Origin of the sequence: Pseudomonas sp. G5(2012) (assembly GCF_000408945.1) — a bacterium.
Classification (GTDB): Bacteria; Pseudomonadota; Gammaproteobacteria; order Pseudomonadales; family Pseudomonadaceae; genus Aquipseudomonas; species Aquipseudomonas umsongensis.
This window is the reverse complement of sequence record NZ_APIO01000062.1, coordinates 1-26,703: the sequence shown is the minus strand read 5'-3', so window position 1 is coordinate 26,703 and position 26,703 is coordinate 1. Positions and strand designations below refer to the sequence as shown.

Annotated in this window: 26 protein-coding genes; 16 read left to right on the top strand and 10 right to left on the bottom strand. The window is 59.1% G+C overall.

Translation table 11 applies throughout. From position 1 onward, the window contains the following. Positions 1-2 precede the first annotated feature (2 nt). From PG5_RS19315 to trpE, 8 genes are all read left to right on the top strand, one after another. A complete protein-coding gene (locus PG5_RS19315) occupies positions 3-1,127 on the top strand; it encodes an ABC transporter ATP-binding protein (RefSeq protein ID WP_008061578.1) in 1,125 nt (374 codons plus the stop codon). A 48-nt stretch (positions 1,128-1,175) separates the two neighbouring features. After that, positions 1,176-2,219: an ABC transporter substrate-binding protein gene (locus PG5_RS19310; RefSeq protein ID WP_020798800.1), complete on the top strand. Its 1,044-nt coding sequence runs from the start codon at positions 1,176-1,178 to the stop codon at positions 2,217-2,219. Positions 2,220-2,411: 192 nt separating this feature from the next. Beyond that, positions 2,412-3,659, top strand: coding sequence for an ABC transporter permease (locus PG5_RS19305; RefSeq protein ID WP_020798799.1), 1,248 nt, complete (start codon positions 2,412-2,414; stop codon positions 3,657-3,659). Positions 3,660-3,671: 12 nt separating this feature from the next. Continuing rightward, the gene (locus PG5_RS19300) at positions 3,672-4,496 is read left to right on the top strand and encodes an ABC transporter permease (RefSeq protein WP_008061581.1); all 825 of its coding nucleotides are present in this window, start codon (positions 3,672-3,674) and stop codon (positions 4,494-4,496) included. Between the two features lie 221 nt (positions 4,497-4,717). Continuing rightward, on the top strand, positions 4,718-5,866 hold the full coding sequence (locus tag PG5_RS19295) for an iron-containing alcohol dehydrogenase (RefSeq protein ID WP_020798798.1): 1,149 nt from the start codon (positions 4,718-4,720) through the stop codon (positions 5,864-5,866). Positions 5,867-5,946: 80 nt separating this feature from the next. After that, on the top strand, positions 5,947-6,621 hold the full coding sequence (gene rpe / locus PG5_RS19290) for a ribulose-phosphate 3-epimerase (protein ID WP_020798797.1): 675 nt from the start codon (positions 5,947-5,949) through the stop codon (positions 6,619-6,621). Next, a complete protein-coding gene (locus PG5_RS19285; RefSeq protein WP_020798796.1) occupies positions 6,618-7,436 on the top strand; it encodes a phosphoglycolate phosphatase in 819 nt (272 codons plus the stop codon). Before rpe ends, PG5_RS19285 begins: the two co-directional genes overlap by 4 nt. A gap of 69 nt (positions 7,437-7,505) precedes the next feature. Further along, complete coding sequence (trpE, locus tag PG5_RS19280; RefSeq protein WP_020798795.1) at positions 7,506-8,987, top strand: anthranilate synthase component I; 1,482 nt, start codon at positions 7,506-7,508, stop codon at positions 8,985-8,987. A 178-nt stretch (positions 8,988-9,165) separates the two neighbouring features. Here trpE and estP read toward each other — a convergent pair whose 3' ends face one another. Further along, positions 9,166-11,073: an esterase EstP gene (gene estP, locus PG5_RS19275; protein WP_020798794.1), complete on the bottom strand. Its 1,908-nt coding sequence runs from the start codon at positions 11,071-11,073 to the stop codon at positions 9,166-9,168. Positions 11,074-11,479: 406 nt separating this feature from the next. Between estP and PG5_RS19270 the strand changes: the two genes are divergently transcribed. The 4 genes from PG5_RS19270 to PG5_RS19255 all read left to right on the top strand — a co-directional run bounded on the left by PG5_RS19270 (position 11,480) and on the right by PG5_RS19255 (position 14,791). Next, on the top strand, positions 11,480-12,073 hold the full coding sequence (locus PG5_RS19270; RefSeq protein WP_020798793.1) for an aminodeoxychorismate/anthranilate synthase component II: 594 nt from the start codon (positions 11,480-11,482) through the stop codon (positions 12,071-12,073). A 9-nt stretch (positions 12,074-12,082) separates the two neighbouring features. Next, positions 12,083-13,132: an anthranilate phosphoribosyltransferase gene (trpD, locus tag PG5_RS19265; RefSeq protein WP_020798792.1), complete on the top strand. Its 1,050-nt coding sequence runs from the start codon at positions 12,083-12,085 to the stop codon at positions 13,130-13,132. Then, the gene (gene trpC / locus PG5_RS19260) at positions 13,129-13,965 is read left to right on the top strand and encodes an indole-3-glycerol phosphate synthase TrpC (protein WP_020798791.1); all 837 of its coding nucleotides are present in this window, start codon (positions 13,129-13,131) and stop codon (positions 13,963-13,965) included. Before trpD ends, trpC begins: the two co-directional genes overlap by 4 nt. A 124-nt stretch (positions 13,966-14,089) precedes the next feature. Beyond that, a complete protein-coding gene (locus PG5_RS19255) occupies positions 14,090-14,791 on the top strand; it encodes a lipoate--protein ligase family protein (protein ID WP_020798790.1) in 702 nt (233 codons plus the stop codon). A 10-nt stretch (positions 14,792-14,801) separates the two neighbouring features. Here PG5_RS19255 and crp read toward each other — a convergent pair whose 3' ends face one another. Further along, the gene (gene crp, locus PG5_RS19250) at positions 14,802-15,446 is read right to left on the bottom strand and encodes a cAMP-activated global transcriptional regulator CRP (protein ID WP_020798789.1); all 645 of its coding nucleotides are present in this window, start codon (positions 15,444-15,446) and stop codon (positions 14,802-14,804) included. 229 nt (positions 15,447-15,675) lie between these two features. Here crp and PG5_RS19245 point away from each other — a divergent pair, with 229 nt between their 5' ends. After that, positions 15,676-16,098, top strand: a complete 423-nt coding sequence (locus tag PG5_RS19245; RefSeq protein ID WP_008061600.1) for an OsmC family protein — start codon at positions 15,676-15,678, stop codon at positions 16,096-16,098. Positions 16,099-16,161: 63 nt separating this feature from the next. Here PG5_RS19245 and coq7 read toward each other — a convergent pair whose 3' ends face one another. The 6 genes from coq7 to hemJ all read right to left on the bottom strand — a co-directional run bounded on the left by coq7 (position 16,162) and on the right by hemJ (position 20,680). Next, positions 16,162-16,809: a 2-polyprenyl-3-methyl-6-methoxy-1,4-benzoquinone monooxygenase gene (gene coq7 / locus PG5_RS19240; protein ID WP_008061601.1), complete on the bottom strand. Its 648-nt coding sequence runs from the start codon at positions 16,807-16,809 to the stop codon at positions 16,162-16,164. Between the two features lie 170 nt (positions 16,810-16,979). Beyond that, on the bottom strand, positions 16,980-17,318 hold the full coding sequence (locus PG5_RS19235) for a histidine triad nucleotide-binding protein (protein ID WP_007986008.1): 339 nt from the start codon (positions 17,316-17,318) through the stop codon (positions 16,980-16,982). Positions 17,319-17,389: 71 nt separating this feature from the next. Next, positions 17,390-18,178 carry an SDR family oxidoreductase gene (locus PG5_RS19230; protein WP_033038784.1) on the bottom strand — a complete coding sequence of 263 codons (789 nt, stop codon included), beginning with the start codon at positions 18,176-18,178 and terminating at the stop codon, positions 17,390-17,392. 61 nt (positions 18,179-18,239) lie between these two features. Further along, positions 18,240-19,187, bottom strand: coding sequence for a DUF805 domain-containing protein (locus PG5_RS19225; RefSeq protein ID WP_020798786.1), 948 nt, complete (start codon positions 19,185-19,187; stop codon positions 18,240-18,242). A gap of 62 nt (positions 19,188-19,249) precedes the next feature. Then, positions 19,250-20,218: a nitronate monooxygenase family protein gene (locus PG5_RS19220; RefSeq protein ID WP_020798785.1), complete on the bottom strand. Its 969-nt coding sequence runs from the start codon at positions 20,216-20,218 to the stop codon at positions 19,250-19,252. A gap of 33 nt (positions 20,219-20,251) precedes the next feature. Next, a complete protein-coding gene (hemJ, locus tag PG5_RS19215; RefSeq protein ID WP_020798784.1) occupies positions 20,252-20,680 on the bottom strand; it encodes a protoporphyrinogen oxidase HemJ in 429 nt (142 codons plus the stop codon). A gap of 134 nt (positions 20,681-20,814) precedes the next feature. On the opposite strand from hemJ, the gene argC reads away from it, so the two are divergent. Both argC and erpA read left to right on the top strand, forming a co-directional pair. After that, entirely contained in the window at positions 20,815-21,849 is a 1,035-nt protein-coding gene (argC, locus tag PG5_RS19210) for an N-acetyl-gamma-glutamyl-phosphate reductase (protein ID WP_020798783.1), read from the top strand. A 168-nt stretch (positions 21,850-22,017) separates the two neighbouring features. Then, a complete protein-coding gene (gene erpA / locus PG5_RS19205; RefSeq protein ID WP_007906865.1) occupies positions 22,018-22,368 on the top strand; it encodes an iron-sulfur cluster insertion protein ErpA in 351 nt (116 codons plus the stop codon). 71 nt (positions 22,369-22,439) lie between these two features. Here the strand turns inward: erpA and PG5_RS19200 are convergent, their stop codons facing one another. Continuing rightward, a complete protein-coding gene (locus PG5_RS19200) occupies positions 22,440-23,531 on the bottom strand; it encodes an anhydro-N-acetylmuramic acid kinase (protein ID WP_020798782.1) in 1,092 nt (363 codons plus the stop codon). Positions 23,532-23,534: 3 nt separating this feature from the next. Continuing rightward, positions 23,535-24,971, bottom strand: coding sequence for a peptidoglycan DD-metalloendopeptidase family protein (locus PG5_RS19195; protein WP_033038769.1), 1,437 nt, complete (start codon positions 24,969-24,971; stop codon positions 23,535-23,537). A 213-nt stretch (positions 24,972-25,184) separates the two neighbouring features. On the opposite strand from PG5_RS19195, the gene tyrS reads away from it, so the two are divergent. Continuing rightward, positions 25,185-26,384 carry a tyrosine--tRNA ligase gene (gene tyrS / locus PG5_RS19190; RefSeq protein ID WP_020798780.1) on the top strand — a complete coding sequence of 400 codons (1,200 nt, stop codon included), beginning with the start codon at positions 25,185-25,187 and terminating at the stop codon, positions 26,382-26,384. Positions 26,385-26,703 lie beyond the last annotated feature (319 nt).

The window sequence follows — 26,703 nt, the reverse complement described above, 5'->3', positions numbered from 1 at the left end:
GTATGAGCCAGGTCGATTCAAGCGCAGGGGCCAATGATGTTCTGGTCAGCTTTCGTGGAGTGCAGAAGAGCTACGATGGCGAGAACCTGATCGTCAAGGACCTCAACCTGGACATTCGCAAAGGCGAATTCCTCACCTTGCTCGGCCCCTCAGGCTCCGGCAAAACCACCAGCCTGATGATGCTCGCCGGTTTCGAAACTCCGACAGCAGGTGAGATCCTGCTGGCCGGACGCGCCATCAACAACGTGCCGCCGCACAAGCGTGACATCGGCATGGTCTTCCAGAACTATGCGTTGTTCCCGCACATGACGGTTGCCGAGAACCTGGCGTTCCCTCTGACTGTGCGCGGGCTGAACAAAAGCGACGTCAGCGATAAGGTCAAGAAAGTCCTGAGCATGGTGCAGCTCGATGCCTTTGCCCAGCGTTATCCGGCACAACTGTCCGGTGGCCAGCAGCAGCGCGTGGCGCTGGCCCGCGCACTGGTGTTCGAGCCGCAACTGGTGCTGATGGACGAACCCCTCGGCGCACTGGATAAACAGTTGCGCGAACACATGCAGATGGAAATCAAGCACCTGCACCAGCGTCTGGGTGTGACCGTGGTCTACGTGACCCACGACCAGGGCGAAGCCCTGACCATGTCCGACCGTGTGGCCGTTTTCCATCAGGGCGAGATCCAGCAGATCGCGCCTCCACGTACGTTGTATGAAGAGCCGAAAAACACCTTCGTCGCCAACTTCATTGGCGAAAACAACCGTCTTAACGGCCGTCTGCACAGCCAGACCGGCGACCGTTGCGTGGTCGAACTGGGCCGTGGTGAAAAAGTTGAAGCCCTGGCGGTGAACGTCGGCAAGACCGGTGAACCGGTGACCTTGTCCATTCGCCCGGAACGCGTGAGTCTCAATGGCTCCAGCGAGTCTTGCATCAACCGCTTCTCGGGACGGGTAGCGGAATTCATCTATCTGGGCGACCACGTCCGGGTTCGCCTGGAGGTCTGTGGCAAGACCGACTTCTTCGTGAAACAACCGATTGCCGAGCTCGATCCTGCGCTCGCGGTCGGTGACGTGGTTCCGCTTGGCTGGCAGGTCGAACACGTTCGCGCGCTCGATCCCATTCTAGAGGCGAACTGATCGCCCCGGCTTCAACAACACAAACCCTGCACGTGGAGAGAACAATAAATGTTGAGATCCCTGAAATTCACCGCTCTGGCACTGGGCATGATGGGGGCAGCAAGCGCAATGGCAGCTGGCCCGGACCTGACCGTGGTGTCCTTTGGCGGGGCGAACAAGGCGGCGCAGGTCAAAGCCTTCTACGCACCGTGGGAAGCGGCAGGCAACGGCAAGATCGTGGCGGGCGAATACAACGGTGAGATGGCCAAGGTCAAGGCCATGGTCGACACCAAGAGCGTGTCCTGGGATCTGGTAGAAGTCGAATCACCAGAACTGTCCCGTGGTTGCGACGAAGACATGTTCGAGCAACTCGACCCGGCCCTGTTCGGCAAGACCGAGGACTACGTCAAAGGCGCTATCCAGCCATGCGGCGTAGGCTTCTTCGTGTGGTCGACCGTGTTGGCCTACAACGCCGACAAGCTGAAAACCGCGCCGACCAGCTGGGCGGATTTCTGGGACACCAAGCAATTCCCAGGCAAGCGAGGCCTGCGTAAAGGCGCCAAGTACACCCTGGAGTTCGCACTGATGGCTGACGGCGTTGCGCCAAAAGACGTCTATAAAGTGCTGGCCGGTAAAGATGGACAGGATCGCGCGTTCAAGAAACTCGACGAACTCAAGCCCAACATCCAGTGGTGGGAAGCTGGCGCACAACCGCCGCAATACCTCGCTTCCGGTGACGTGGTCATGAGCTCGGCCTACAACGGCCGCATCGCCGCCGTGCAGAAAGAAAGCAACCTGAAAGTGGTGTGGAACGGCGGAATCTACGACTTCGACGCATGGGCCATTCCAAAAGGTCTGGATGCCAAGCGTGCAGAAGCGGCGAAGAAATTCATCGCCTTCTCGGTACAACCACAGCAGCAGAAGACCTACTCGGAAAACATCGCCTACGGCCCAGCCAATACCCAGGCCGTACCGTTGCTGGCCAAGGATGTCCTGAAGGACATGCCGACCACCCCGGAAAACATCGCCAACCAGGTACAGATCGACGTCAGCTTCTGGGCTGACAACGGCGAGCAACTGGAACAGCGCTTCAATTCCTGGGCTGCGAAGTAAGACCGCAGCGCGGGCTTATGCTGTAGGAGCTGCCGAAGGCTGCGATCTTTTGATCTTCAGCGGTCTCTAAGCCGCCAAAAGATCGCAGGCTGCGCCAGCTCCTACAGGGGCCAGTGAATGGTTCAAGAACATTGATGTAATGCGGCATCGCGCTGTTTGATGCCGCCCATCCAAAGATTTCCGGAGTACGCCATGGCTATCGCCGTTCCCGTGAACGCGGGCACTGACCCCACCTTGAAGCAGCGGCTCAAGCACGCCGAGCGGGTCAACCGCTGGAAGGCCCAGGCGTTGATCGCGCCGCTGGTGCTGTTCCTGTTGCTGGTGTTCCTGGTGCCAATCGTGGCGCTGCTCTACAAAAGCGTGGGTAACCCGGAAGTGGTCGGTGGCATGCCGCGCACCGTGGCGGCCATCGCCAGTTGGGACGGCCGAGGCCTGCCTGCCGAACCGGTCTACAAGGCGGCCAGCGAAGACCTCGCCGAAGCGCGCAAGAATCAGACCCTGGGCGATTTGTCCAAGCGCTTGAACATGGAGTTGGCCGGCTATCGTAGCCTGCTGACCAAAACCGCCCGCGCCTTGCCGTTCGCCGGTGAACCGGCCTCTTATAAAGAAGCGCTGGAAGGTCTCGACGAGCGCTGGGGTGACCCGGCCTACTGGCAAGCCGTACGCCGCAATACCAGCAACATTACGCCGTACTATCTGCTGGCCGCGGTCGATCACCGCATCGACGACCTCGGCGAAATCGCCCCGGCCACCCCGGACCAGGCGATCTACCTCGACATCTTTGCCCGAACTTTCTGGATGGGCCTGATCATCACCGTGATCTGCCTGGTACTCGCGTATCCCCTGGCTTACCTGTTGGCGAACCTGCCATCGCGCCAGAGCAACCTGCTGATGATTCTGGTGCTGCTACCGTTCTGGACCTCGATCCTGGTTCGGGTTGCCGCGTGGATCGTATTGCTGCAATCGGGTGGCTTGATCAACAGCGGCCTGATGGCCATGGGCATCATTGATAAGCCGCTGGAGCTGGTGTTCAACCGCGTCGGTGTCTACATCTCGATGGTGCACATCCTGCTGCCGTTCATGATCCTGCCGATCTACAGCGTGATGAAAGGCATCTCGCCGACCTACATGCGTGCGGCGATTTCCCTGGGGTGCCATCCATTCGCCAGCTTCTGGCGGGTGTACTTCCCGCAAACCTATGCCGGTGTCGGCGCCGGTTGCCTGTTGGTGTTCATCCTCGCCATCGGCTACTACATCACCCCGGCGTTGCTGGGCAGCCCGAACGATCAGATGGTCAGCTACTTCGTCGCCTTCTACACCAACACCAGCATCAACTGGGGCATGGCGACCGCACTCGGTGGCCTGTTGCTCCTGGCGACCGTGGTGCTTTATCTGATTTACAGCTGGCTGGTGGGCGCCAGTCGCCTGCGCCTGAGCTAAGGGGAGAATGAAATGCTGAGTCCTTATATGTCGCCCATCGAGCGGGTGTGGTTCTACAGCTTGCGGATTCTCTGCGGCTTGATTCTGTTGTTCCTGATCCTGCCGGTGCTGGTGATCATCCCGCTGTCGTTCAACTCCGGCAGTTTCCTGGTGTACCCGCTGCAAGGCTTCTCGCTGCAGTGGTATCACGACTTTTTCGCCTCGGCGGAATGGATGCGCGCCCTGAAGAACAGCATCATCGTCGCGCCGGCCGCTACGGTGCTGGCCATGGTGTTCGGTACGCTGGCGGCCATCGGCCTGACCCGTGGCGACTTCCCCGGTAAACCGCTGGTGATGGCGCTGGTCATTTCGCCGATGGTGGTGCCCGTGGTGATCATTGGTGTGGCCAGCTATCTGTTCTTTGCGCCGTTGGGCCTGGGCAACAGCTTCTTTTCGCTGATTGTGGTGCATGCGGTGTTGGGCGTGCCGTTCGTGATCATCACCGTGTCGGCGACTTTGCAAGGGTTTAACCAGAACCTGGTGCGCGCGGCGGCCAGCCTCGGCGCTTCGCCGCTGACGGCGTTCCGTCGGGTGACTTTGCCGTTGATTGCGCCCGGGGTGATTTCCGGTGCTTTGTTTGCCTTCGCCACTTCCTTCGATGAGGTGGTGGTGACGCTGTTCCTCGCCGGCCCCGAGCAAGCGACTTTGCCACGGCAAATGTTCAGCGGTATCCGCGAAAACCTCAGCCCGACCATCGCCGCCGCCGCGACGCTGCTGATCGCCTTCTCGGTGATCCTGCTCCTGACCCTGGAGTGGCTGCGTGGGCGCAGCGAGAAACTGCGTACTGCGCAGGTCTAAAACTTCACACCGATCCACTGTGGGAGCGAGCCTGCTCGCGAAAGCGGAGTGTCAGTCGACTCAAATGTCGAGCACTCAGCCGTCTTCGCGAGCAGGCTCGCTCCCACCGTTGTTTTTGTGCTGATTCGCGAGCATGGTTCATTCACTACCTGAATATCAGCCAACCCTCAAACCCCAGCTACTCTTGTGCCCAGCTCCCACATCCATAAGAGGCTGCGCACATGAGTCTTTCCTCCTTCAAGATCGCCCACAAACTGATCACCGGCGCAGCGGCCATCGAGCAGTTGTCCGCCGAGCTGATGCGCCTGGACATCGACCACCCGCTGATCGTCACCGACGCTGCCTTGGTCAAGTCCGGCACGGTAGAGTTGGCGCTGGCCCAGCTTGGGGGGCGCACTTATGAGATTTTTGACCGGGTGTTGCCGGACCCGGAAATCGCCATCGTCGAAGACTGCATGCGCGTTTATCGCGATGGGGGGCATGACGGCTTGATTGGCCTGGGCGGTGGAAGTGCCATCGACATCGCTAAAAGCGTGGCGGCCTACGCCGGTTACCACGGCGCCCTCGAAGATTTGTTCGGGGTTGACCAGGTGCCACGCAAAGGCCCGCCACTGATCGCCATCCCCACCACGGCCGGCACCGGTTCGGAAGTCACCAACGTGGCGATCCTTTCCGACAAGGTCGCGCAGTTGAAGAAAGGCATCGTCAGCGATTACTTGTTGCCGGACGTGGCATTGGTAAGCCCGCAGATGACGCTGACTTGTCCGCGCGGGGTCACGGCGGCCAGCGGCGTCGATGCGCTGGTGCATGCCATCGAATCCTATCTGTCGGTCAATGCCTCGCCGATTACCGACGCCCTGGCCATCGGCGCCATAAAACTGATCGCCAAGGCGCTGCCCAAGGCCTACGCCAACCCGTCCAACCTGCAGGCCCGTGAAGACATGGCCACCGCGAGCCTGATGGCGGGCATGGCATTCGGTAATGCCGGGGTGGGTGCGGTGCATGCGCTGGCGTATCCCTTGGGAGGGCGCTTCAATATCGCCCATGGCGTGAGCAATGCCTTGCTGCTGTCCCATGTCATGACCTGGAACAAGATGGCCTGCATTGAACGCATGCAGGATATCGCCGAAGCCATGGGGGTGAGGACGGCTCATCTGAGCGCCAATGAAGCGGCCGACAAAGCCGTGGAGGCCATGACCGCGTTGTGCGCGGCGGTGGAAATCCCCCAAGGCCTGCGCAGTGTCGGGGTTCCCGAGGATGCGATTGCGGCGATGGCCGTGGAGGCAGCAGGGATCGAGCGCCTGATGCGCAACAATCCGCGCCGGTTGAGTGCTGTCGATATCGAGAAAATCTACCGGGCGGCCTACTGATCATCGCGCTTTCGGTGCGCGGGCCAAAGCATGAGGTATACAATGCGCGCCATCGTGATTCTGCTCAGAAAAGGTGCGTCATGCAGCCCTTCGTAATTGCTCCGTCGATTCTTTCCGCCGACTTCGCCCGCCTGGGCGAAGAAGTGGACAACGTCCTGGCCGCCGGCGCCGACTTCGTGCACTTCGATGTCATGGACAACCACTACGTGCCGAACCTGACCATCGGCCCGATGGTCTGCTCGGCGCTGCGCAAGTACGGCGTGACCGCGCCGATCGACGCGCACCTGATGGTCAGCCCGGTGGACCGCATTGTCGGTGACTTCATCGAAGCCGGCGCGACCTACATCACCTTCCACCCGGAGGCTACCCAGCACATCGACCGCTCCCTGCAACTGATCCGTGAAGGCGGTTGCAAGTCGGGCCTGGTGTTCAACCCGGCAACGCCGCTGGACGTGCTCAAGTACGTGATGGACAAGGTCGACATGATCCTGCTGATGAGCGTCAACCCGGGCTTCGGCGGGCAAAAGTTCATCCCTGGCACCCTCGACAAGCTGCGTGAGGCGCGGGCGCTGATCGACGCGTCGGATCGTGACATTCGCCTGGAAATCGACGGTGGCGTCAACGTGAACAACATTCGTGAAATCGCTGCGGCGGGTGCTGACACCTTTGTTGCCGGTTCGGCGATCTTCAATGCACCGAACTACCAGGAAGTGATTGAAAAAATGCGTTCCGAACTGGCGCTGGCCCGCCCATGAGTGGCTTTGAGCAGCTGTTTCCCGGAACCCTGCCACGACTGGTGATGTTCGACCTGGATGGCACCTTGGTCGACTCGGTCCCGGACCTGGCGGTGGCGGTGGACAATATGCTGCTCAAGCTCGGTCGCGCTCCGGCCGGTATCGAAGCGGTGCGTGAATGGGTGGGTAATGGCGCGCCGGTGCTGGTGCGCCGTGCCCTGGCCGGCGGTATCGACCACTCGAAGGTCGATGACGCCGAGGCCGACAGCGCGCTGGAGATTTTCATGCAGGCGTATGCCGATAGCCATGGGTTGACCGTGGTCTACCCCGGTGTGCGCGATACGCTTAAATGGCTGCAAAAGCAGGGCGTCGAGATGGCGCTGATTACCAACAAGCCGGAGCGCTTCGTCGCGCCGCTGCTGGATCAGATGAAAATCGGCCGATATTTCAAGTGGATCATTGGCGGCGACACCCTGCCACAGAAAAAACCCGACCCGGCTGCGCTGTTTTTCGTAATGAAGATGGCCAATATCCCGGCCTCGCAATCCTTGTTCGTCGGCGACTCGCGCAGTGATGTACAGGCGGCGAAAGCGGCGGGGGTCAAGTGCGTGGCCTTGAGCTACGGCTACAACCACGGCCGGCCGATTGCCGAAGAGTCACCGGCACTGGTGATCGACGACCTGCGCAAGCTAATTCGCGGTTGCCTGGACCCGGCCGCTGAGATAACGTTGGCCGACGCTGTCCAACCCCCTTCTGGAAACGCCATCGTGGTGGTCACTCGCAAACTCTGGATGAAAGTCATCAAGGCCCTGGCCCGCTGGCGTTGGCGCGCCTGACTGATCCTTGCCGGTTGTCCGGCGCGTTTGCATACCTGACTGTTTGATCCTCAAGCCACGAGGCACCTCATGATCCGCGAAGAATTCCTGCGTTTGGCCGCTGCCGGCTATAACCGCATCCCGCTTGCTTGCGAAACCCTGGCCGACTTCGATACGCCGCTATCGATCTACCTGAAACTGGCCGACGAGCCCAACTCCTATTTGCTGGAGTCCGTGCAGGGTGGCGAGAAGTGGGGTCGTTACTCGATCATCGGCCTGCCGTGCCGCACCGTGCTGCGGGTGCACGACCATCACGTCAGCGTGACCATCGACGGTGTCGAGACTGAAAGCCACGATGTAGAAGACCCACTGGCCTTCGTCGAAACCTTCAAGGCCCGTTACAACGTGCCGACGATTGCCGGTTTGCCGCGCTTCAACGGCGGCCTGGTGGGCTACTTCGGTTATGACTGCGTGCGTTATGTGGAAAAGCGTCTGGGCAAATGCCCGAACCCGGACCCGTTGGGCGTGCCGGACATTCTGCTGATGGTGTCCGACGCGGTGGTGGTGTTCGATAACCTCGCCGGCAAGATGCATGCAATCGTCCTGGCCGATCCGGCCCAGGAAGACGCCTTCGAGCAAGGCCGCACGCGCCTGGAAGAGTTGCTGGAAAAACTCCGCCAGCCAATTACCCCGCGCCGTGGCCTGGACTTCAGCAAGCAGCAGTCAGCCGATCCGGTGTTCCGTTCCAGTTTCACCCAGAACGATTACGAAAAAGCCGTCGACACCATCAAGGAATACATCCTGGCCGGTGACTGCATGCAGGTCGTGCCGTCCCAGCGCATGTCGATCGACTTCAAGGCAGCCCCCATCGATCTTTACCGAGCGCTGCGCTGCTTCAACCCGACGCCTTACATGTACTTCTTCAACTTCGGCGACTTCCACGTTGTCGGCAGTTCGCCAGAAGTGCTGGTGCGGGTCGAAGACAATCTGATCACCGTGCGCCCGATCGCCGGCACCCGTCCACGCGGGGCCAACGAAGAGGCCGATGTGGCACTGGAAAAGGACCTGCTGTCGGACGACAAGGAAATTGCCGAGCACCTGATGCTGATCGACCTCGGTCGTAACGACACGGGTCGCGTATCTGAAATCGGTTCGGTGAAACTCACCGAGAAAATGGTCATCGAGCGTTACTCCAACGTGATGCACATCGTGTCCAACGTCACCGGCCAATTGAAGGCCGGCCTGACGGCCATGGACGCACTGCGGGCGATTCTGCCGGCGGGCACCTTGTCTGGCGCACCGAAGATTCGTGCGATGGAAATCATCGACGAATTGGAACCGGTCAAGCGCGGTGTCTACGGCGGCGCCGTCGGCTACTTCGCCTGGAACGGCAACATGGACACCGCCATTGCGATCCGTACGGCGGTGATCAAGAACGGCGAGCTGCATGTGCAGGCCGGTGGCGGCATCGTTGCCGACTCGGTGCCAGCGTTGGAATGGGAAGAAACCCTGAACAAACGACGCGCGATGTTCCGTGCAGTGGCCCTGGCGGAACAAACCCCGGACGCCTGAATTCGCCACTAACAATGTGGGAGCGAGCCTGCTCGCGAAGGAGCCGGCACAGCCAACTTTGATTTAGCCTGATCCACCGCTATCGCGAGCAGGCTCGCTCCCACAATGGCTTCACCAGCATAAAAAAAACGCGGCGCCCGTAAAGGCGCCGCGTTTTTTATGTTGGCTGTTTGCTTGATCAGAAGTCCAGCGCAACCCCAACGGAAATCCCTTGCTGGGTAAAGTCATCATCCTTGCGCAACGTATACCCGCCACGCAGCGCCAGATCGGCCGTCAACTTGTGGCTGACGCCCAGGCTCACGCGGTTCAAGTGGCTCTGCGGTGTATAGCCAGCAAGCGTGAAATCGAGTGACGGCAAGCTATTGAGGGCGATGTTCACCTTCTGTACGTCATCTTCATACTCACGCTCGTAGGCATATTCGCCAAACACCTGGGTCTGCGAGGTGATCTGATACTTACCCTGAAGCCCGGCGCCGAGACGTTTCGAATCGCGTTTCTGATCATCAAAGGTCAGCGCCGTGGAGCGACTGGTATTTTCCGAATAACCGTCGACTTCCACTTTGGCGTAATCGGCACTGATGAACGGCGACAGGTGCCACTCACTGCCCGGCTGCGCTATGTCATAGCCCAGGCGTGTGCTGAAGGCCCAGAGATAGCCATCGGTGTCGCCTTTCTCCGCACCCTCACCCGCGCCTAGATCAAATTTGCGTTTGAGATTGTCGTAATCCAGCTTGCCGCCGGTCAATGCGGCATCGGCCCACCACCGGTTCTGCAGGAACTGGGCGAATGCCGTGGCCAGGTAGCTGTTGAGCTTGTAGTCCGAATCGTTATTGCCTGCCTCCAGGTTCTGACGATAGAAGCCTGCCGCCACACCTACTCGCCAGGCTTCATTGAGGCGATAGCTGCCGCCAATGTTCAAGCTGTAGCCGTTGCCATCGGCGTCGGCGCCGCTGCTTTGATGGTCCACATCGAGGTGCTGGCCGCCCCCGGCCACAATGGCCCGCCATTGGCCGACCGCCTGCCAGCTTTCCCAGTCGGATTGCCATTGGCTACGCAGTTCATCCTGATGCGCGCGTAGCGTGGCGTGGGCCATTTCCGGCAGCAGCGTCAGTTCCCAGGGTGCAGCGAGTAAGGAATAGGCGTAGTCGGACACCAGCTTTTGCCCGGCTTCGGTCGGATGAACCCCGTCGTTATAAACCAGCTTGCTGGGGTCGGGGGTGGCGCTGTTGATGCCAAAGGCGGCGTTTTCGGTGCAGCCGTCGCCGCTGAAGCAAGTCGCGGTCAGGTTCTGCCCGGTGGCAAAACCGAATCGCGCGGGATCGGCGAAGGTTTCCTGCAGCAACAGTGGAATGTTCAGCGGGATGATTTCGGCATCGATGCCCGCCAGTCGAGTGACCAGTTGCCGGTTGAAGGCCGCGCTCAGTTGCGAGGTCGGTCCCTGCAGAGGGCTGCCATTGATGGCAGGGGTCAAGCCCAGGTCAGGCAACAGCCAGACCATGATGTAGCGGGCGCCGGCTGTTTGCAGAACCTGAACGCTGTTGGCCAGTCGGTCCGCCGCGGCATTCGCCTGGGCGCCACTTTGCACACGTCCCTGAAGAAAGTCGTTACCGCCGCCGGAGAGGTAATACAGCGCGTTCGGATCGGCGCGGAAGTTGTTGGTCGGCAAATAGCCCGCTCGTGCACGTTCGCCGGTGGCGGATAACGTGGTGATTGAATCGAGGATCTGGTCGGTGCGGTAGCCGCCGACGGCCCAGTTGTTACCGTCTGGCAGGCCCTGGACGGCGCGTGCGGCTGAAGTCGAAGCGGCAGTCTGGTCCGCTGAGAAGCCAAGCCTGCCCCCGAGCAACTGGGTTGAGTTGGCGGAATAGACTTCGCCACTGCCGTCCTGATAAGTCGGCCCTACCCGGTTGGTGAAGCGCAGAGTCGAACCGGGAGGGCCGCCCGCGTCGGTAAACTGCCCCGCATCGTTGAGGCTGTCACCGAAGACGATGAAGTTGGAGTAAGGATTGGGCGCCGCAATCGCCTGAGCGTAAGCCAAGGCGAGCAAGCAACCGGCAAGCGGTGCAAACAGCGTCTGTCTGATCATGAGCAAGTCCGTTTGTTTCTTGTTTTAGTGGGGTAAACGACAGTGCCAAAAAACTATAGAGCCTCATGCCATTCGGCGCGAACTTGCCGAATGTTTCACTTGCTTCGATCGCCCCATATTGCACGCTCTGCCCAGCTAAGTTACTGTGCCAAGACGTATAAATGAGACCTTCCCCGTGTTGATCGTCAGCAAACTCCTGGATCAAGTCATCAAGGCACACGCCCGCTGGCGTTGGCGCGCCTGAATCCTTCTGCCGGCCCGGCCGGATCTTTACCGCTTTGCCTTCTTTACCCGTCAGACACACCGCTTTGCTGCGCGAATCCAGCGTCCGCCAAAGTGCAGGACGCTGCGGGTAAATCATTCGAAGGCTGAATCAAGTCAGTGAATTCAAGAGGTTCTTAACGCCATGTTGCTGATGATCGATAACTACGACTCTTTTACCTACAACGTTGTGCAATACCTTGGTGAGCTGGGCTCCCAGGTCAAAGTCGTGCGCAACGATGAACTTACCGTCGCCGAAATCGAAGCCCTCAATCCTGAGCGCATCGTCGTTTCTCCCGGTCCTTGCACTCCAACTGAAGCCGGCGTCTCGATTGATGTGATCAAGCATTTCGCCGGCAAACTGCCGATCCTCGGTGTCTGCCTGGGCCATCAGTCCATCGGCCAGGCCTTTGGTGGCGATGTGGTTCGCGCGCGCCAGGTCATGCACGGCAAGACCAGCCCGGTGTTCCATGAAGACAAAGGTGTCTTCGAAGGCCTGAACATGCCGCTGACGGTTACCCGCTATCATTCATTGATCGTCAAGCGCGAAACCCTGCCTGATTGCCTCGAGCTGACCGCCTGGACCCAACTGGAAGATGGTTCGGTCGACGAGATCATGGGCCTGCGCCACAAGACCCTGAACATCGAAGGCGTGCAGTTCCACCCTGAGTCGATTCTTACCGAACAGGGACACGAGTTGTTCGCCAACTTCCTCAAACAAACCGGCGGCACGCGCTAAGGACCTTTCATGAACATCAAGACAGCCCTGGGCCGTATCGTCGAACAGCTCGACCTCAGCACCGATGAAATGCGCGACGTGATGCGCGAAATCATGACCGGGCAATGCACGGACGCGCAGATCGGCGCGTTCATGATGGCCATGCGCATGAAGAGCGAAAGCATCGACGAAATCGTCGGCGCGGTGTCGGTCATGCGTGAACTGGCAGACACGGTCGAACTCAAGACCCTCGACGGCGTGGTCGATGTGGTCGGTACTGGCGGTGACGGTGCCAACATCTTCAACGTGTCGACTGCGTCATCCTTTGTGGTCGCGGCGGCCGGTTGCACGGTGGCCAAGCACGGCAACCGCGCGGTCTCGGGTAAAAGCGGTAGTGCCGATTTGCTGGAGGCAGCCGGCATCTACCTGAACCTGACCCCGGTCCAGGTGGCGCGCTGCATCGATAACGTCGGCATCGGCTTCATGTTTGCCCAGACTCATCACAGTGCCATGAAATATGCCGCCGGCCCGCGCAAGGAGCTTGGCTTGCGCACTCTGTTCAACATGCTTGGCCCGCTTACGAATCCGGCCGGTGTGAAACATCAGGTAGTGGGTGTATTCACCCAGGCGTTATGCCGGCCGCTTGCTGAAGTGTTGCAGCGTTTGGGCAGCAAACATGTGCTGGTGGTGCATTCGAAGGATGGTCTGGACGAATTCAGCCTGGCAGCACCGACCTTTGTCGCGGAACTGAAAAACGATCAGATCACTGAATATTGGGTCGAACCGGAAGACCTGGGCATGAAAAGCCAGAGCCTGCATGGCCTGGCGGTGGAAAGCCCGGCGGCCTCCCTGGAGCTGATTCGCGACGCCCTGGGCAAGCGAAAGACCGAAAACGGTCAGAAAGCTGCCGAGATGATCATGCTCAATGCTGGTGCCGCGCTGTACGCGGCTGACCATGCCAGCAGCCTGAAAGAAGGCGTTGCCTTGGCGCACGATGCGCTGCACACCGGCCTTGCTCGGGAAAAACTCGAGGAACTGGGTGCGTTTACCGCGGTATTCAAAGTGGAGAATGAGGGATGAGTGTACCGACGGTTTTGGAAAACATTCTGGCGCGCAAAGCCGAGGAAGTTGTAGAGCGTAGCGCTCGCGTCAGCCTCGCCGAGCTGGAAAGTCTGGCCAAGGCGGCCGATGCACCCCGTGGTTTTGCCAAGGCTTTGCTGGCTCAGGCCAAGCTGAAAGAGCCTGCAGTCATTGCTGAAATCAAGAAGGCTTCGCCGAGCAAAGGCGTGATCCGCGAGAACTTCGTTCCTGCCGATATTGCCAAGAGCTACGAGAAGGGCGGCGCGACCTGTCTGTCGGTGCTTACCGATATCGATTATTTCCAGGGCGCTGACCTATACCTGCAGCAGGCCCGCGCGGCGTGCACACTGCCGGTCATTCGCAAGGACTTCATGATCGATCCGTACCAGATCGTCGAAGCCCGTGCCCTTGGCGCCGACTGCGTGCTGTTGATCGTCTCCGCGCTGGACGACGTGAAAATGGCCGAGCTGGCGGCCGTGGCCAAAAGCGTCAACCTTGATGTGCTGGTGGAAGTCCACGATGGCGATGAGCTGGAGCGGGCCTTGAAAACCCTCGACACGCCGCTGGTCGGCATCAACAACCGCAACCTGCACACATTCGAGGTTAGCCTGGAAACCACCCTCGACCTGTTGCCGCGTATCCCGCGAGATCGTCTGGTGATCACTGAAAGCGGCATCCTCAATCGCGCTGATGTCGAGTTGATGGAAATCAGCGATGTCTACGCGTTCCTGGTTGGCGAGGCGTTCATGCGCGCCGAAAATCCGGGCACTGAACTGCAACGACTGTTCTTCCCTGAGCGCGGCATTCCTGTCAGCGGTTCGACTCTCGACTGAAAAGCATCGCGAGCAAGCTTGCTCCTACAGGGTTTGAGGGTAACCACAATCAACTGTGGGAGCGAGCCTGCTCGCGATAGCGGCATAAGAAACACCACAGACTTTTTGTCTTACGGAGTACCTTGTGACCTCACCTGTTTCTCTGACCATCGAAGGCGGCCTTCAGGCCGAGCAGGATCTGCTGGCCTCGGTCTGTGCTGGCGACGCGGAATTTGGGCTGCTGTTCTGGCAGCCCAGCGACCAGGCATTGGTAATGCCGCGCCGCTTGAATCGCTTGCCAGGTTTCGAACACGCCTGCGAAGTCTCCGCCGCTGCAGGCTGGCCGGTGCTGTTGCGCGATACCGGTGGTGAACCCGTTCCGCAATCAGCGACAACCCTCAACATCGCTCTGGTTTACGCGCCACCGCGTAGCGAAGGGGATCTGAACCGTATCGAGACCGGCTACCGGCGTCTATGTGATCCGATCTGCCAGTTGCTGGATGAGCTGGGGGGCACTTCGTCCCTGGGCGAAATCGACGGTGCCTTCTGTGATGGCCGCTTCAACGTCAATCTGGATGGGCGCAAGATGGTTGGTACTGCCCAGCGCTGGCGCCAGAGCCAAGGTGGTCAGCGTCCAGTAGGGCTGGTTCATGGTGCGATGTTGCTGGATAACGAGCGCGAATCGATGGTCGCGGCGGTCAATCGCTTTAATGAGGCCTGCGGTCTGGAGCAACGGGTGCGGGCAGAAAGCCACATCGCCTTGCATGAGAAGTTCACCGCGCCGGATGCGCTGGAACGTCTTGATGAACTCTACCGTCGAATGCTTGGGCACATGTTCAACGGCTAGATTTACGTGCTCAGCGCGTACCGAAGACCACCATGGTCTTGCCTTTGACATCCACCAGGTTGCGCTCCTCCAGATCCTTGAGCACACGTCCGACCATCTCCCGGGAGCAGCCAACGATCCGTCCGATTTCCTGACGGGTCACCTTGATCTGCATGCCATCGGGATGGGTCATGGCATCTGGCTGCTTGCACAGTTCAAGCAGGCAGCGGGCGACGCGACCGGTGACGTCGAAAAACGCCAGGTCACCGACCTTGCGGGTGGTGTTGCGCAGGCGTTGTGCGATCTGTCCGCTTAGTACGTAAAGAATGTCCGGATCCTGCTGAGACAATTCGCGGAATTTCGCGTAGCTGATTTCTGCCACTTCGCATTCGACCTTGGCCCGCACCCAGGCACTGCGTTCCTGTTCGTGGCCGGCCTGCTCAAACAGACCCAACTCACCGAAAAAATCCCCGGCGTTCAGGTAGGCGATGATCATTTCCCGACCGTCGTCGTCTTCGATCAGGATGGTGACCGAACCCTTGATGATGAAGAACAGCGTCTCCGAGCGGTCACCGGCGCAAATGATGTTGCTCTTGGCCTGATAGCGACGGCGCTGGCAATGCATCAACAGCTTGTCGAGGTTTTTCATCTTGAGGGTGGGGGCAATAGCAACCATGGTTGTATCCCGAAAAGACTGCACGGTGTGTTGGGTTTTTTATGAATTGCGGACATTGCGGCTCAGCTGGCCGAGCGCCAGCGAATTGGCGCCAGCTTACCAGACACTTCTTGCAATATTCGAGATTTTACCTACAGCGCTGATGGTTATGTCCTAGGACGCCAATCACTGTCAACCAAGGGGCCTGTGCTAAGCTGGCGACCCTTTTTTAGACAGTGGAGTCTTGGCGATGAAGGCACGCATCCAATGGGCTGGCGAAGCCATGTTCCTCGGCGAATCCGGCAGCGGTCATGTCGTGGTCATGGACGGTCCGCCCGATGCCGGCGGCCGTAACCTGGGTGTCCGGCCGATGGAAATGCTCCTGCTGGGTGTCGGCGGTTGCAGCAATTTCGATGTGGTCAGCATCCTCAAGAAGTCCCGTCAGGCGGTCGAGAGCTGCGAGGCGTTCCTTGAAGCTGAGCGTGCGACTGAAGATCCGAAGGTTTTCACCAAGATCCACATGCATTTTGTGGTCAAGGGGCGTGGCCTGAAGGAAGCGCAGGTCAAGCGCGCTATCGAACTGTCCGCTGAAAAATATTGCTCGGCTTCGATCATGCTTGGTGCGGCAGGTGTAGAGATCACCCACGACTACGAGATCATCGAGCTGGGTTGAATCGAGATCAAAAAAAGGCGACTGCCTCAGGGCCGTCGCCTTTTTTGTTTCCGGTGCAGCCAGTCAGATCCGATAAGTACTCTTGGTCATGACCTTGGCCATCAAGCTCATCCCGAACTTTACCGGTGCCGGAAAGCGAAAGCCGCCAGCCTCCAGTGCGCTTTCGGCATGCTGTTCTTCATCGATGCGCATCTGCTCGAGAATCGCCCGGGATTTTTCATCCTCGGCCGGCAGTTGCTCCAGGTGTTCATTCAAGTGCTTGCACACCTGATCTTCTGTCGCTGCGACAAAACCCAGGCTGACTTTGTCGCTGATCAGGCCTGCAACAGCGCCTATCCCGAACGACATGCCATAAAACAGCGGATTGAGAATGCTGGTGTGGCTACCCAATTGATGGATGCGTTGCTCACACCACGCCAGATGGTCGACTTCTTCTTCGGCGGCGTGCTCCATCGCGATGCGCACTTGCGGCAGCTTGGCAGTCAGGGCCTGCCCTTGGTACAGCGCCTGGGCGCAGACTTCACCGGTATGGTTGATGCGCATCAGCCCGGCAACGTGGCGAGTGTCTTCATCGCTCAATTTCGCATCGGGCTGTACAATGGCCGGCGACGGACGGTAGGGCTGGCCGCTGAAGGGCAGCAGGGTCCGCATCGCGGCATCGGCTTGCAGCAGAAGGCGATCAATTGGCGAGTAGTGACGTTGGGTAGTCATGCTGACCTCCGGAGGAATCTCGGCGGCCAGTTTAACCCAATCGGCCGGGGAAGGTTTGCGTTGGGTCATTTCGACGCAGGCTCGCCTTGTAGGACCCAGGCTTGCCGGCGATGGCGATCTCAATGACGTCATCGCCGGCAAGCCTGGCTCCTACGGGAGTGTGTATTGAATCAGCCCGGCGGCCAGTGCATCTGACGCTGTCCCAGTACATGCATATGAATGTGATAGACAGTCTGCCCACCTTCTTCATTGCAGTTCATGACAACTCGGAAACCTTTTTCGCAACCCAGTTCCAGGGCCAGGCGCTGGGCGGTGAACAGGATGTGTCCAGCCAGGGCCTTGTCGTCCTCGGTCAGGTCGTTTAGGGTACGTACCGGCTTCTTCGGGACCACCAGGAAGTGCACCGGTGCCTGCGGGGCGATATCGTGGAAGGCCAGTACCTGGTCGTCCTCGTAAATGATCTTCGCCGGGATTTCCCGGTTGATGATCTTGGTGAACAGAGTATCCACAGCTGTTTTCTCCGTTGTTTGGGCTGGCCCGAGTGTACCCATGCCGGGTGTACCCGCCCAGTGTTTTACCTTCAGCGCGGGCAGTGAGCCTTGATGACCATGCCGGTGATCGTCCTGATCAGCCAGCGCGAGCCGAACCGGGGCAGGGTGGCGAACCAGCGGTTGCGTCGCCCCGGAATAATGATTGCGCGATTTTTCTCCAGGGCTCGCACGGTATAGAGCGCGACTTCCTCCGGACTCATCAGCATTTTACTGTTGGACAGTTTGTCGTCGTTCAGTTGCGCGGTGCGGAAAAACGCCGTGCGAGTCGGGCCGGGGCAGAGCACCGAGACCTTGACCGCGCATTTTTTCAGCTCGACGCGCAGGGCTTCGGAAAAGTGCAGTACATAGGCCTTGCTCGCGTAGTAAGTGCTCATCCACGGCCCGGGCTGGAACGCCGCGACCGAAGCGACGTTCAGAATTTGACCGCCACCCTGTAACGCCATGCTGTTACCGATGGCATGGCACAGGCGAGTGAGTGCCAGAATGTTCACTTCAATCAAATCCTGTTCGGTCATCCAGTCTTGAGCCAGGAACGGGCCGCAAGTGCCAATGCCGGCGCAGTTGACCAGCAGGTCGATTTGCCGGTCACCTTCCTCCAGTTCCAGCAGGAAGCCCGACAGGCGCAGTGGCTCGCCCAGATCGCAGGCACGGAACAACACTTCCACGCCAAAACGTTGGGTCAGTTCAATCGCAATGCTTTCCAGCTGATCACGCTGTCGAGCCACCAGAATCAGGCTGCGGCCGCGCCGAGCCAGCGCTTCAGCCATCGCCAGGCCGATGCCGCTGGAAGCGCCAGTGATCAGAGCGTAACGGGTCATGCCATTCTCCATCGCAACAGCTCCGCGCCGCGACGCAGGTGTCACGGGCGGGGAGCGCTGTTCATTCTTTCGCAGAGTCTACAGGGGGCGGGGCTTCTTCGGCTGCCTCGGCTGGCGAATTTGCTTGCGGTTCGACTTCGACATCGATTTCGTCAGTGGTCATCGAGCCGCTTTGGTAGCTGCTTTCGAGGGTGTCTTCATACTCTTGCTGGATTGCCGAGATTCCACCCACCATTGCACCGACGGTAAATAACCCGATAAACACAATCCACAACGCGCACAAAACCTTGACCGCCGTGCTGTTGGGCGGGGGAGGCGGGCCATAGCGGTTCGCGCCGATGTTGCCTGGCATGACCATGATCACCAGCGGGAAGAAACTGCCTACGAACGGAACCAGGTTCAGGAGCCAGAGCCAGCCCGACCAGCCTATATCGTGCAAACGCTGAATGGTGAACAGAACACTGATCACCACGAACGCCAAGAACAGGAAGAAGGCGAAGATGCCGCCGATGATCAGTCCGGTGGTGGAGTCGCCACTGACCAGGCCCAGGCCGATGAGCGCAAACACGCCGACAACGGGAAGGGTCACCAGGCTCAGCACCATCGTCCACGCCAGAAAACGCAGGCGCCCGATGCGACCTTCGACGCCGAAGGGTTTGAGTACGGCGAATTCCGGCTGTCTTTCGCCAAGGCTTGCCTGTGGTGGCGAATACGGGGACTGCGGCTGCGCTGCAGAGACAGGATCGTGAACATCGGCCAGGTCTGGCTCGATCGTAGGTTGCGCCTCGATCCGGGCATCGACACCCGTATTCCTCAGGGCTTGAAGATAGGCCAGCGCATCAGCTTGTGACAGGTCGTTCTTTAATGCTATCGGTCGACCATTGAACAGGCGCTCGATGGCGCTGACGTCGCTCTTGAACAGCGCAGCGAGATTGAGTTTAGCCGTGTTGATATCAACCCCCGGCAACAAAGTGCCGTCAAACACGATCTTGTAATGGTTTTCGCTCATTGCCCAGGCGTCCTTGTCGCAAGTCATCGATACGAATGGCCAGCCGCTGCTTGAGTGGTTGCTCAGCGCGGCCAGTGTTGGCGCAGTTGCTCTGCTTGCTCCTGTGCCTTGCGGTACTCGGCGTCGAGACGTGCGACCAATTGTTCGACGCTTGGCAAGTCATCGATTTCACCGACGCCCTGGCCCGCGGACCACACAGTTTTCCAGGCTTTGGCTTCATCGCTGATGGGTTTGAGTTTGGAGCCGAAATTGACCTCTCCCTTGTTTTGCAGCGCTGCCGTGTCGAATCCGGCGGCCTCCAGGCTTTGGCGCATGAAGCTTGCCGGTACCCCCGACACTGCTGGAGTATGGATGATATCGGCGGCTCTGGACGTCAGCAGCATCTCTTTGTAGGCGTCAGGCGCGTGACTTTCAGTGGTGCCGATAAATCGTGTGCCGAAGTAGGCCAGGTCCGCACCGAGCAATTGTGCTGCGAGAATTTCGTGGCCGTGGTTCAGGCACCCGGCCAGCAGTAGCGTCTTGTCGAAAAACTGGCGGATTTCGGCGATCAGCGAGAACGGGCTCCAGGTGCCAGCATGTCCGCCGGCACCCGCCGCGACGGCAATCAGCCCGTCCACACCCGCCTCGGCGGCTTTCTCGGCATGGCGACGGGTCGTCACATCATGGAAAACCAGGCCGCCATAGCCGTGGACCGCATCGACTACTTCCTTAACGGCGCCCAGGCTGGTGATCACGATCGGTACTTCGTGTTCGATGCAGATATCCAGGTCCGCCTGCAAGCGCGGATTGCTGTTGTGCACAATCAGGTTCACCGCGTAGGGCGCAGGGTTTTCCAGAGTCGCCAGCTGCGCCTCGATTTCCTCCAGCCAAGCCTTGAAACCACTGCTCTCGCGTTGATTCAGCGCTGGAAAACTGCCCACTACGCCGTTGCGACAGCAGGCAAGCACCAGTTGCGGGTTGGAAATCAGGAACATCGGCGCGGCCACTACGGGCAAGCGCAAGCGTTGTTCAAGCAGGGCGGGCAGCGACATTTGAAGTACCCCGGTGAGTGATAACTATTGGATTTAGAACGGCCGAACGACGACCAGAATTACGATCGCCAGCAATATCAGAACCGGCACTTCATTGAACCAGCGATAAAAGACATGGCTGCGGGTATTTTCGCCACGGGCAAAGCGCTTTACCTGCGCGCCGCACATATGGTGGTAGCCGATCAGCAACACGACCAAGGTCAGTTTGGCGTGTATCCAGCCACCCTGGCTGAAGATGCCTGGATTGAGGTAGATGAGCCAGCCACCGAAGATCAGCGTGGCGATCATCGCCGGTCCCATGATGCCCCGGTACAACTTGCGCTCCATGATGCTGAAGCGCTCCTTGCTGATGGTGTCTTCGCTTTGGGCGTGGTAGACGAACAGGCGCGGCAGGTAGAACAGGCCGGCAAACCAGCACACGACGCTGATGATGTGGAAAGCTTTGAGCCACAGATAAAGCATTTTTGGTTATTCCCAGGTTCACGGTAACCGGATAGTAGAGGCTTGAGGCTCCGCACGTCACCTTGCCGGTTGTCGCAGGACGATACGGGCCCTATTATCGACGGCTTTCCAGTGGGTTCGTTGAGGGCAGGTTTATGGTCAAGGTCGGTATCGTCGGCGGCACGGGTTACACCGGTGTCGAACTGTTGCGTCTGTTGGCACAACATCCGCAAGCTGAAGTGGTGGTGATCACTTCCCGATCCGAGGCCGGCCTGGCCGTGGCCGACATGTACCCGAACCTGCGAGGCCACTACGACGGCCTGGCGTTCAGTGTCCCGGACATCAAGACCCTGGGCGCTTGCGACGTAGTGTTCTTCGCCACCCCTCACGGCGTAGCGCATGCCCTGGCGGGTGAATTGCTGGCAGCCGGCACCAAGGTCATCGACCTGTCTGCGGACTTCCGCCTGCAAGACGCTGATGAGTGGGCGAAATGGTACGGCCAGCCACACGGTGCTCCTGAACTGTTGGATGAAGCGGTCTATGGCCTGCCGGAAGTCAATCGCGAGCAGATCAAGAAGGCGCGCCTGATCGCTGTGCCGGGTTGCTACCCGACCGCTACGCAGTTGGGTTTCCTGCCATTGCTCGAAGCGGGCCTGGCCGATGCTTCGCGCCTGATCGCCGACTGCAAGTCCGGCGTCAGCGGTGCCGGTCGTGGTGCTGCGGTGGGTTCGCTGTACTCCGAGACATCGGAAAGCATGAAGGCTTACGCCGTCAAAGGGCATCGCCACCTGCCGGAAATTCGCCAGGGTTTGCGTCGTGCGGCGGGCAAGGACGTTGGCCTGACCTTCGTGCCGCACCTGACCCCGATGATCCGTGGCATCCACTCCACGCTCTACGCGACCGTCGTGGATCGCTCGGTGGACCTGCAGGCGCTGTTTGAAAAACGTTATGCGAACGAGCCGTTCGTCGATGTCATGCCTGCCGGCAGCCATCCGGAAACCCGCAGCGTGCGAGGCGCCAACGTGTGCCGTATTGCCGTGCACCGCCCTCAGGACGGCGATCTGGTGGTCGTGCTGTCGGTGATCGACAACCTGGTCAAAGGCGCGTCGGGTCAGGCCGTGCAGAACATGAACATCCTGTTCGGGCTGGACGAACGTCTGGGTTTGTCCCACGCGGGCATGTTGCCGTAAGGCTATATTGCACTCAGCAAAAGGCCCGTTGAACGGGCCTTTTTGCATTTCCGGCCGAGCGACTGGGTTGCTTGATATACCATAACAATAGTTGACCGCTTTTCTAGGAGAAGCGGATAATGCGCGTCATCACGCAATATGACGGCTTAACGCCGGGAGATAGTCAGCATGAGCGTCGAATCCTTCACCCCCACGGCTTTGCAATTCACCCACGGTGCCGCGCACAAGGTGAAGAGCCTGGTCGATGAAGAGGGGAATGATCGCTTGAAGCTGCGCGTATTCGTTACGGGCGGCGGTTGTTCAGGTTTTCAGTACGGCTTCACTTTTGATGAGGAAGTGGCCGATGACGACACCATCGTTGAGCGCGAAGGTGTGAGTCTGGTTGTCGATCCGATGAGCTTCCAGTACCTGGCAGGAGCCGAGGTGGATTATCAGGAAGGTCTGGAAGGCTCGCGTTTCGTCATCAAGAATCCGAACGCTACCACCACCTGTGGCTGTGGCTCTTCGTTCTCGATCTGATCAGCGCATCTGAATCATCAAAACGCCGCATGGCCTCAGGGCCCTGCGGCGTTTTGCTGTCCGGCATTTAACTATGCAGGGTAGATGGCGCCAAGTACGCGCAGCCCACGGGCACCGGTGACGCTCGGGCGATTGGCCGCGATACCTTCCAGGCAGCAGTGAGCCAACCAGGCGAAAGCCATGGCTTCGACCCAGTCAGGGTCTACGCCGTGAGTGGCGGTGCTGCTGACGGTCGCATCTGGTAGCAGGCTGGCCAGGCGCTTCATGAGTGCAGCATTGTGCGCGCCCCCACCGCAGACCAGCAGCTCCTGAGTATCGGCTTGGGCACTGCGCAGCGATTCGACGATGGTCAATGCCGTCAGTTCCAGCAGCGTTGCCTGGACGTCCTCGGCCGCGAAGGCTGGCAGCGCTGCCAGATGCCGGGTCAGCCATGGCAGGTTGAAGACTTCGCGGCCGGTACTCTTCGGACCCTTTGTTACAAAGAAGGGGTCGCTGAGCAGTGCCTTCAACAGTGCTGGTTCGACTTTGCCGCTGGCAGCCCATTGGCCATCACGGTCAAAGTTGTCCCCGCGCCGTTGCTGAATCCAGGCGTCCAGCAACACGTTTCCCGGGCCGCAGTCGAAACCTGCGACAGGCTTGCCGGGTTCAATCAGGCTGAGGTTGCTGAAACCACCCACGTTCAGCACGGCGCGGTTGCCAGGCTGCTCTTCAAAAAGTGCTTCGTGAAAGGCTGGAACCAGCGGTGCGCCTTGCCCGCCAGCGGCAACGTCGCGGCTGCGGAAATCACTGACCACCGTGATGCCGGTCAGCTCGGTCAGCAGGGCCGGATTACCGATTTGCACCGTGAAGCCGCGTGCGGGTTCATGGCGAATGGTCTGGCCGTGACTGCCAATCGCGCGAATGTCGTCAGGCTTGAGGTGCTGCTGGGCAAGGAGGGCGTTAACACCCTGCGCTGCCAGTTTCACCCAGTTCTGTTGGGCAATGGCGGAGCGGGCGATCTCGTCCGGACCGCTGGCGCACAAGCCAAGCAGCTCGGCGCGCAGTGAGTCGGGCATCGGGATGTAGTGGGTGGCAATCAGCCTGATCGCCGGGGCTTGCTCGATCAGCGCTATGTCCAGGCCATCAAGGCTGGTCCCGGACATCACACCTATATAGAGCGCCATGGCCTAGCGCTTGGCCGAAGCTAGCTGGGTGGCTCTTTCCTGGTCCATGCGGGCCATCAGTGGTTGGCTCTGCGCCAGGAAGCGTGCGCGTTCAGCTTTGGAAATCGGATCGGCCATCGCTACTTTCTGGCCCAGCGGATCGACGTGTACGCCATTGACCTGGAATTCGTAATGCAAATGCGGGCCAGTGGAAAGGCCGGTAGTACCGATGTAGCCGATGACCTGGCCTTGCTTGACTGTTCCTCCGGTCTTGACGCCTTTGGCGAAGCCTTGCATGTGGCCGTACAGCGTGCGGTAGGTATTGCCGTGCTGCAGAATGACCGTGTTGCCGTAACCGCCGCGGCGACCTGCCAGTAGTACTTTACCATCACCAGCCGCCTTGATTGGCGTACCACGCGGTGCCGCGTAGTCCACGCCTTTGTGGGCGCGGATCTTATTCAGGATCGGGTGTTTGCGGCCCATGGAGAATTTCGAGCTGATGCGGGCGAAATCCACCGGGGTGCGGATGAATGCCTTGCGCATGCTGTTGCCATCAGCCGTGTAATAGCTGCTGTTGCCTTGCTTGTCGGTGTAGCGCACGGCGGTGTAGGTCTTGCCGCGGTTGGTGAAGCGTGCGGACAGGATCGGACCGTTGCCGACCGCTTTGCCGTTGACCACTTTCTGTTCATAGATCACGTCGAACTGGTCGCCCTGGCGAATATCCTGGGCAAAGTCGACGTCGTAGCCAAACACGCTGGCCATGTCCATGGTCAGGCTATGCGACAGGCCTGCACGCGCAGCGGACTGTGACAACGAGCTGTTGATCACGCCATGTACGTAGGCGGAACGCACGGTGGGCTTGGCGGTCGTGCGGTTGAAGCTGTAACCCTTGTCGTTCTTGGTCAGGGTGATGGTTTCGAGGTCGCTGACCTTGCTATGCAGGCTGGTCAGCTGGCCGTCCGGACCCAGTTCGAATTCGAGTTTCTGCCCATGCTTGAGCTGACTGAACTGCTTGGCCTGTTTGTCGCTGGCCAGCAAGTCATGCACTGAAGTGGCTGGAAGGCCGACTTTTGCGAACAGCGTGGAGAGCGTATCGCCTTTGCTGACGATCACTTCCCTGTGACTTGGCGCCTTCTTTTCTTCTGCAACCGGTGCAGGTACCGCTGCAGGAGCGGGAGCCGCTTGAGCAGTTTCCTGCGGCTCCTGGGGGCTGTCTTCGATCTGTGCAAAAGGAGACTCGACCGGCTCATTTGTGGCTTGGACGGCGTGGGCAGCGTCTTGTTCTTGTGTCAGTTGTTCGGCAGGGCTTTCCAGTTCAAGGCTCAGGGTTGTCTTTTTGGCTTCTACATCACTGGAAGGAAATACCAGAAGCGCCAGGCTCAGCAGGGCGGCGATGCCACTGGCTGCGAGCAGGTGGGTTTTCGGGTAAAGCGGTGGCGCTTTAGACGATTCTTTGGTCATAAGTAGTGTTTTGACTTTGAAAAAGATGAATTGGAAAAGATGAATGACATGATGAAGATGAAATAACTGTATAAAATATAACCAAATCATCCCTGAAGCAAGTCCGTGGACGCTCTGTCAGCGGATTGGCGTCATTGTGCCGGCCGAACTTTGTATTTGACGCGCGATCTTGTATGGTTGGTCCCCTTTGAATTCGAGCCTTGCGGGTCTGTTATGAAGTCGGTTGAAGAGCAGCTAGCGCTGATTAAACGTGGTGCGGAAGAACTGTTGGTCGAGTCCGAGCTGATCGAAAAACTCAAGCGTGGCCAACCGCTACGTATCAAGGCCGGCTTCGATCCGACCGCCCCGGACTTGCACCTGGGCCACACCGTGCTTATCAATAAGCTGCGCCAGTTCCAGGAGTTGGGTCACCAGGTGATCTTCCTGATTGGCGACTTCACCGGGATGATTGGCGATCCGAGCGGCAAGAGTGCAACGCGTCCTCCGCTGACTCGTGAGCAGGTTCTCGAAAATGCCGAGACCTACAAGACCCAGGTGTTCAAGATTCTCGATCCGGCCAGGACTGAAGTGGCATTCAACTCCACCTGGATGGATCAGATGGGTCCCGCCGACTTCATCCGCCTGACTTCGCAGTACACCGTGGCTCGCATGCTCGAGCGCGATGATTTCGACAAGCGCTACACGACCAATCAGCCGATCGCCATCCATGAGTTCCTTTATCCGCTTGTCCAGGGTTACGACTCGGTTGCCTTGCGCGCGGATGTCGAACTCGGCGGCACCGATCAGAAGTTCAACCTGTTGATGGGGCGTGAGTTGCAGCGTGGTTACGGCCAGGAAGCCCAGTGCATTCTGACCATGCCCCTGCTTGAAGGTCTGGATGGCGTGAAGAAGATGTCCAAGTCCCTGGGCAACTACGTCGGTATCCAGGAGGCGCCGGGAGTGATGTACAGCAAGCTGGTCTCCATTCCGGATGCGTTGATGTGGCGTTACTTCGAGCTGCTCAGCTTCCGTTCCATGGATGAGATCAATGCCTTCCGTTCTGAAGTCGAGGCGGGCGCCAATCCGCGTGACATCAAGATCAAGCTGGCTGAAGAGATCGTTGCCCGCTTCCATGGTGAGGAGGCTGCGGCCAACGCTCATCGTGCGGCAGGTAATCGTATGAAGGATGGCGAGCTCCCGGACGATCTGCCTGAAATCGAATTGACTGCAGCCGAAGATATGCCGATCGCCGCCGTCCTTAATAAGGCTGGCCTGGTGAAGAACTCGGCTGTGGCGCGTGATCTGCTCGGTTCCGGTGGTGTGCGTATCGATGGCGAGGTGGTCGATCGCTCCTTTATATACGTACTGGGAGCGACCCACGTTTGCCAGGCCGGCAAGAAGGCATTTGCGCGTATTACGCTCAAATCTGAATAAACCTGTAACAAAGGGTTGACGACGGATTTCAGGGGCCTATAATTCGCCCCACTTCCGGCGCAGTCGAAACGGAAAACTCCTTGGTAAACAATGAGTTACGAAGTTTTCGGCAGCAGGTTGCTTCAGTTCATCGAAGCGCCAAGGACGTTGAAAAAGAGGTGTTGACAGCAGTGTGTAACGCTGTAGAATTCGCCTCCCGCTGATGAGAGATCTGAAGCGCAAGTGCTTGAAGTTGTTAAGGATTCCTTGAAAACTTCTGAAAAATATCACTTGACAGCAAATGAGGCTGCTGTAGAATACGCGCCTCGGTTGAGACGAA

What these genes read in the sequence shown, in the direction of transcription:
- trpD (WP_020798792.1), top strand. Translation starts at nt 12,083, where the DNA reads ATGAACATCAAGACAGCCCTGGGCCGTATCGTCGAACAGCTCGACCTC.
- PG5_RS19200 (WP_020798782.1), bottom strand. Translation starts at nt 23,531, where the DNA reads ATGGCGCTCTATATAGGTGTGATGTCCGGGACCAGCCTTGATGGCCTG.
- PG5_RS19195 (WP_033038769.1), bottom strand. Translation starts at nt 24,971, where the DNA reads ATGACCAAAGAATCGTCTAAAGCGCCACCGCTTTACCCGAAAACCCAC.
- trpE (WP_020798795.1), top strand. Translation starts at nt 7,506, where the DNA reads ATGATCCGCGAAGAATTCCTGCGTTTGGCCGCTGCCGGCTATAACCGC.
- estP (WP_020798794.1), bottom strand. Translation starts at nt 11,073, where the DNA reads ATGATCAGACAGACGCTGTTTGCACCGCTTGCCGGTTGCTTGCTCGCC.
- PG5_RS19285 (WP_020798796.1), top strand. Translation starts at nt 6,618, where the DNA reads ATGAGTGGCTTTGAGCAGCTGTTTCCCGGAACCCTGCCACGACTGGTG.
- PG5_RS19295 (WP_020798798.1), top strand. Translation starts at nt 4,718, where the DNA reads ATGAGTCTTTCCTCCTTCAAGATCGCCCACAAACTGATCACCGGCGCA.
- PG5_RS19300 (WP_008061581.1), top strand. Translation starts at nt 3,672, where the DNA reads ATGCTGAGTCCTTATATGTCGCCCATCGAGCGGGTGTGGTTCTACAGC.
- erpA (WP_007906865.1), top strand. Translation starts at nt 22,018, where the DNA reads ATGAGCGTCGAATCCTTCACCCCCACGGCTTTGCAATTCACCCACGGT.
- crp (WP_020798789.1), bottom strand. Translation starts at nt 15,446, where the DNA reads ATGGTTGCTATTGCCCCCACCCTCAAGATGAAAAACCTCGACAAGCTG.
- PG5_RS19315 (WP_008061578.1), top strand. Translation starts at nt 3, where the DNA reads ATGAGCCAGGTCGATTCAAGCGCAGGGGCCAATGATGTTCTGGTCAGC.
- trpC (WP_020798791.1), top strand. Translation starts at nt 13,129, where the DNA reads ATGAGTGTACCGACGGTTTTGGAAAACATTCTGGCGCGCAAAGCCGAG.
- argC (WP_020798783.1), top strand. Translation starts at nt 20,815, where the DNA reads ATGGTCAAGGTCGGTATCGTCGGCGGCACGGGTTACACCGGTGTCGAA.
- PG5_RS19270 (WP_020798793.1), top strand. Translation starts at nt 11,480, where the DNA reads ATGTTGCTGATGATCGATAACTACGACTCTTTTACCTACAACGTTGTG.
- tyrS (WP_020798780.1), top strand. Translation starts at nt 25,185, where the DNA reads ATGAAGTCGGTTGAAGAGCAGCTAGCGCTGATTAAACGTGGTGCGGAA.
- PG5_RS19230 (WP_033038784.1), bottom strand. Translation starts at nt 18,178, where the DNA reads ATGACCCGTTACGCTCTGATCACTGGCGCTTCCAGCGGCATCGGCCTG.
- PG5_RS19245 (WP_008061600.1), top strand. Translation starts at nt 15,676, where the DNA reads ATGAAGGCACGCATCCAATGGGCTGGCGAAGCCATGTTCCTCGGCGAA.
- hemJ (WP_020798784.1), bottom strand. Translation starts at nt 20,680, where the DNA reads ATGCTTTATCTGTGGCTCAAAGCTTTCCACATCATCAGCGTCGTGTGC.
- PG5_RS19305 (WP_020798799.1), top strand. Translation starts at nt 2,412, where the DNA reads ATGGCTATCGCCGTTCCCGTGAACGCGGGCACTGACCCCACCTTGAAG.
- PG5_RS19220 (WP_020798785.1), bottom strand. Translation starts at nt 20,218, where the DNA reads ATGTCGCTGCCCGCCCTGCTTGAACAACGCTTGCGCTTGCCCGTAGTG.
- coq7 (WP_008061601.1), bottom strand. Translation starts at nt 16,809, where the DNA reads ATGACTACCCAACGTCACTACTCGCCAATTGATCGCCTTCTGCTGCAA.
- PG5_RS19225 (WP_020798786.1), bottom strand. Translation starts at nt 19,187, where the DNA reads ATGAGCGAAAACCATTACAAGATCGTGTTTGACGGCACTTTGTTGCCG.
- rpe (WP_020798797.1), top strand. Translation starts at nt 5,947, where the DNA reads ATGCAGCCCTTCGTAATTGCTCCGTCGATTCTTTCCGCCGACTTCGCC.
- PG5_RS19310 (WP_020798800.1), top strand. Translation starts at nt 1,176, where the DNA reads ATGTTGAGATCCCTGAAATTCACCGCTCTGGCACTGGGCATGATGGGG.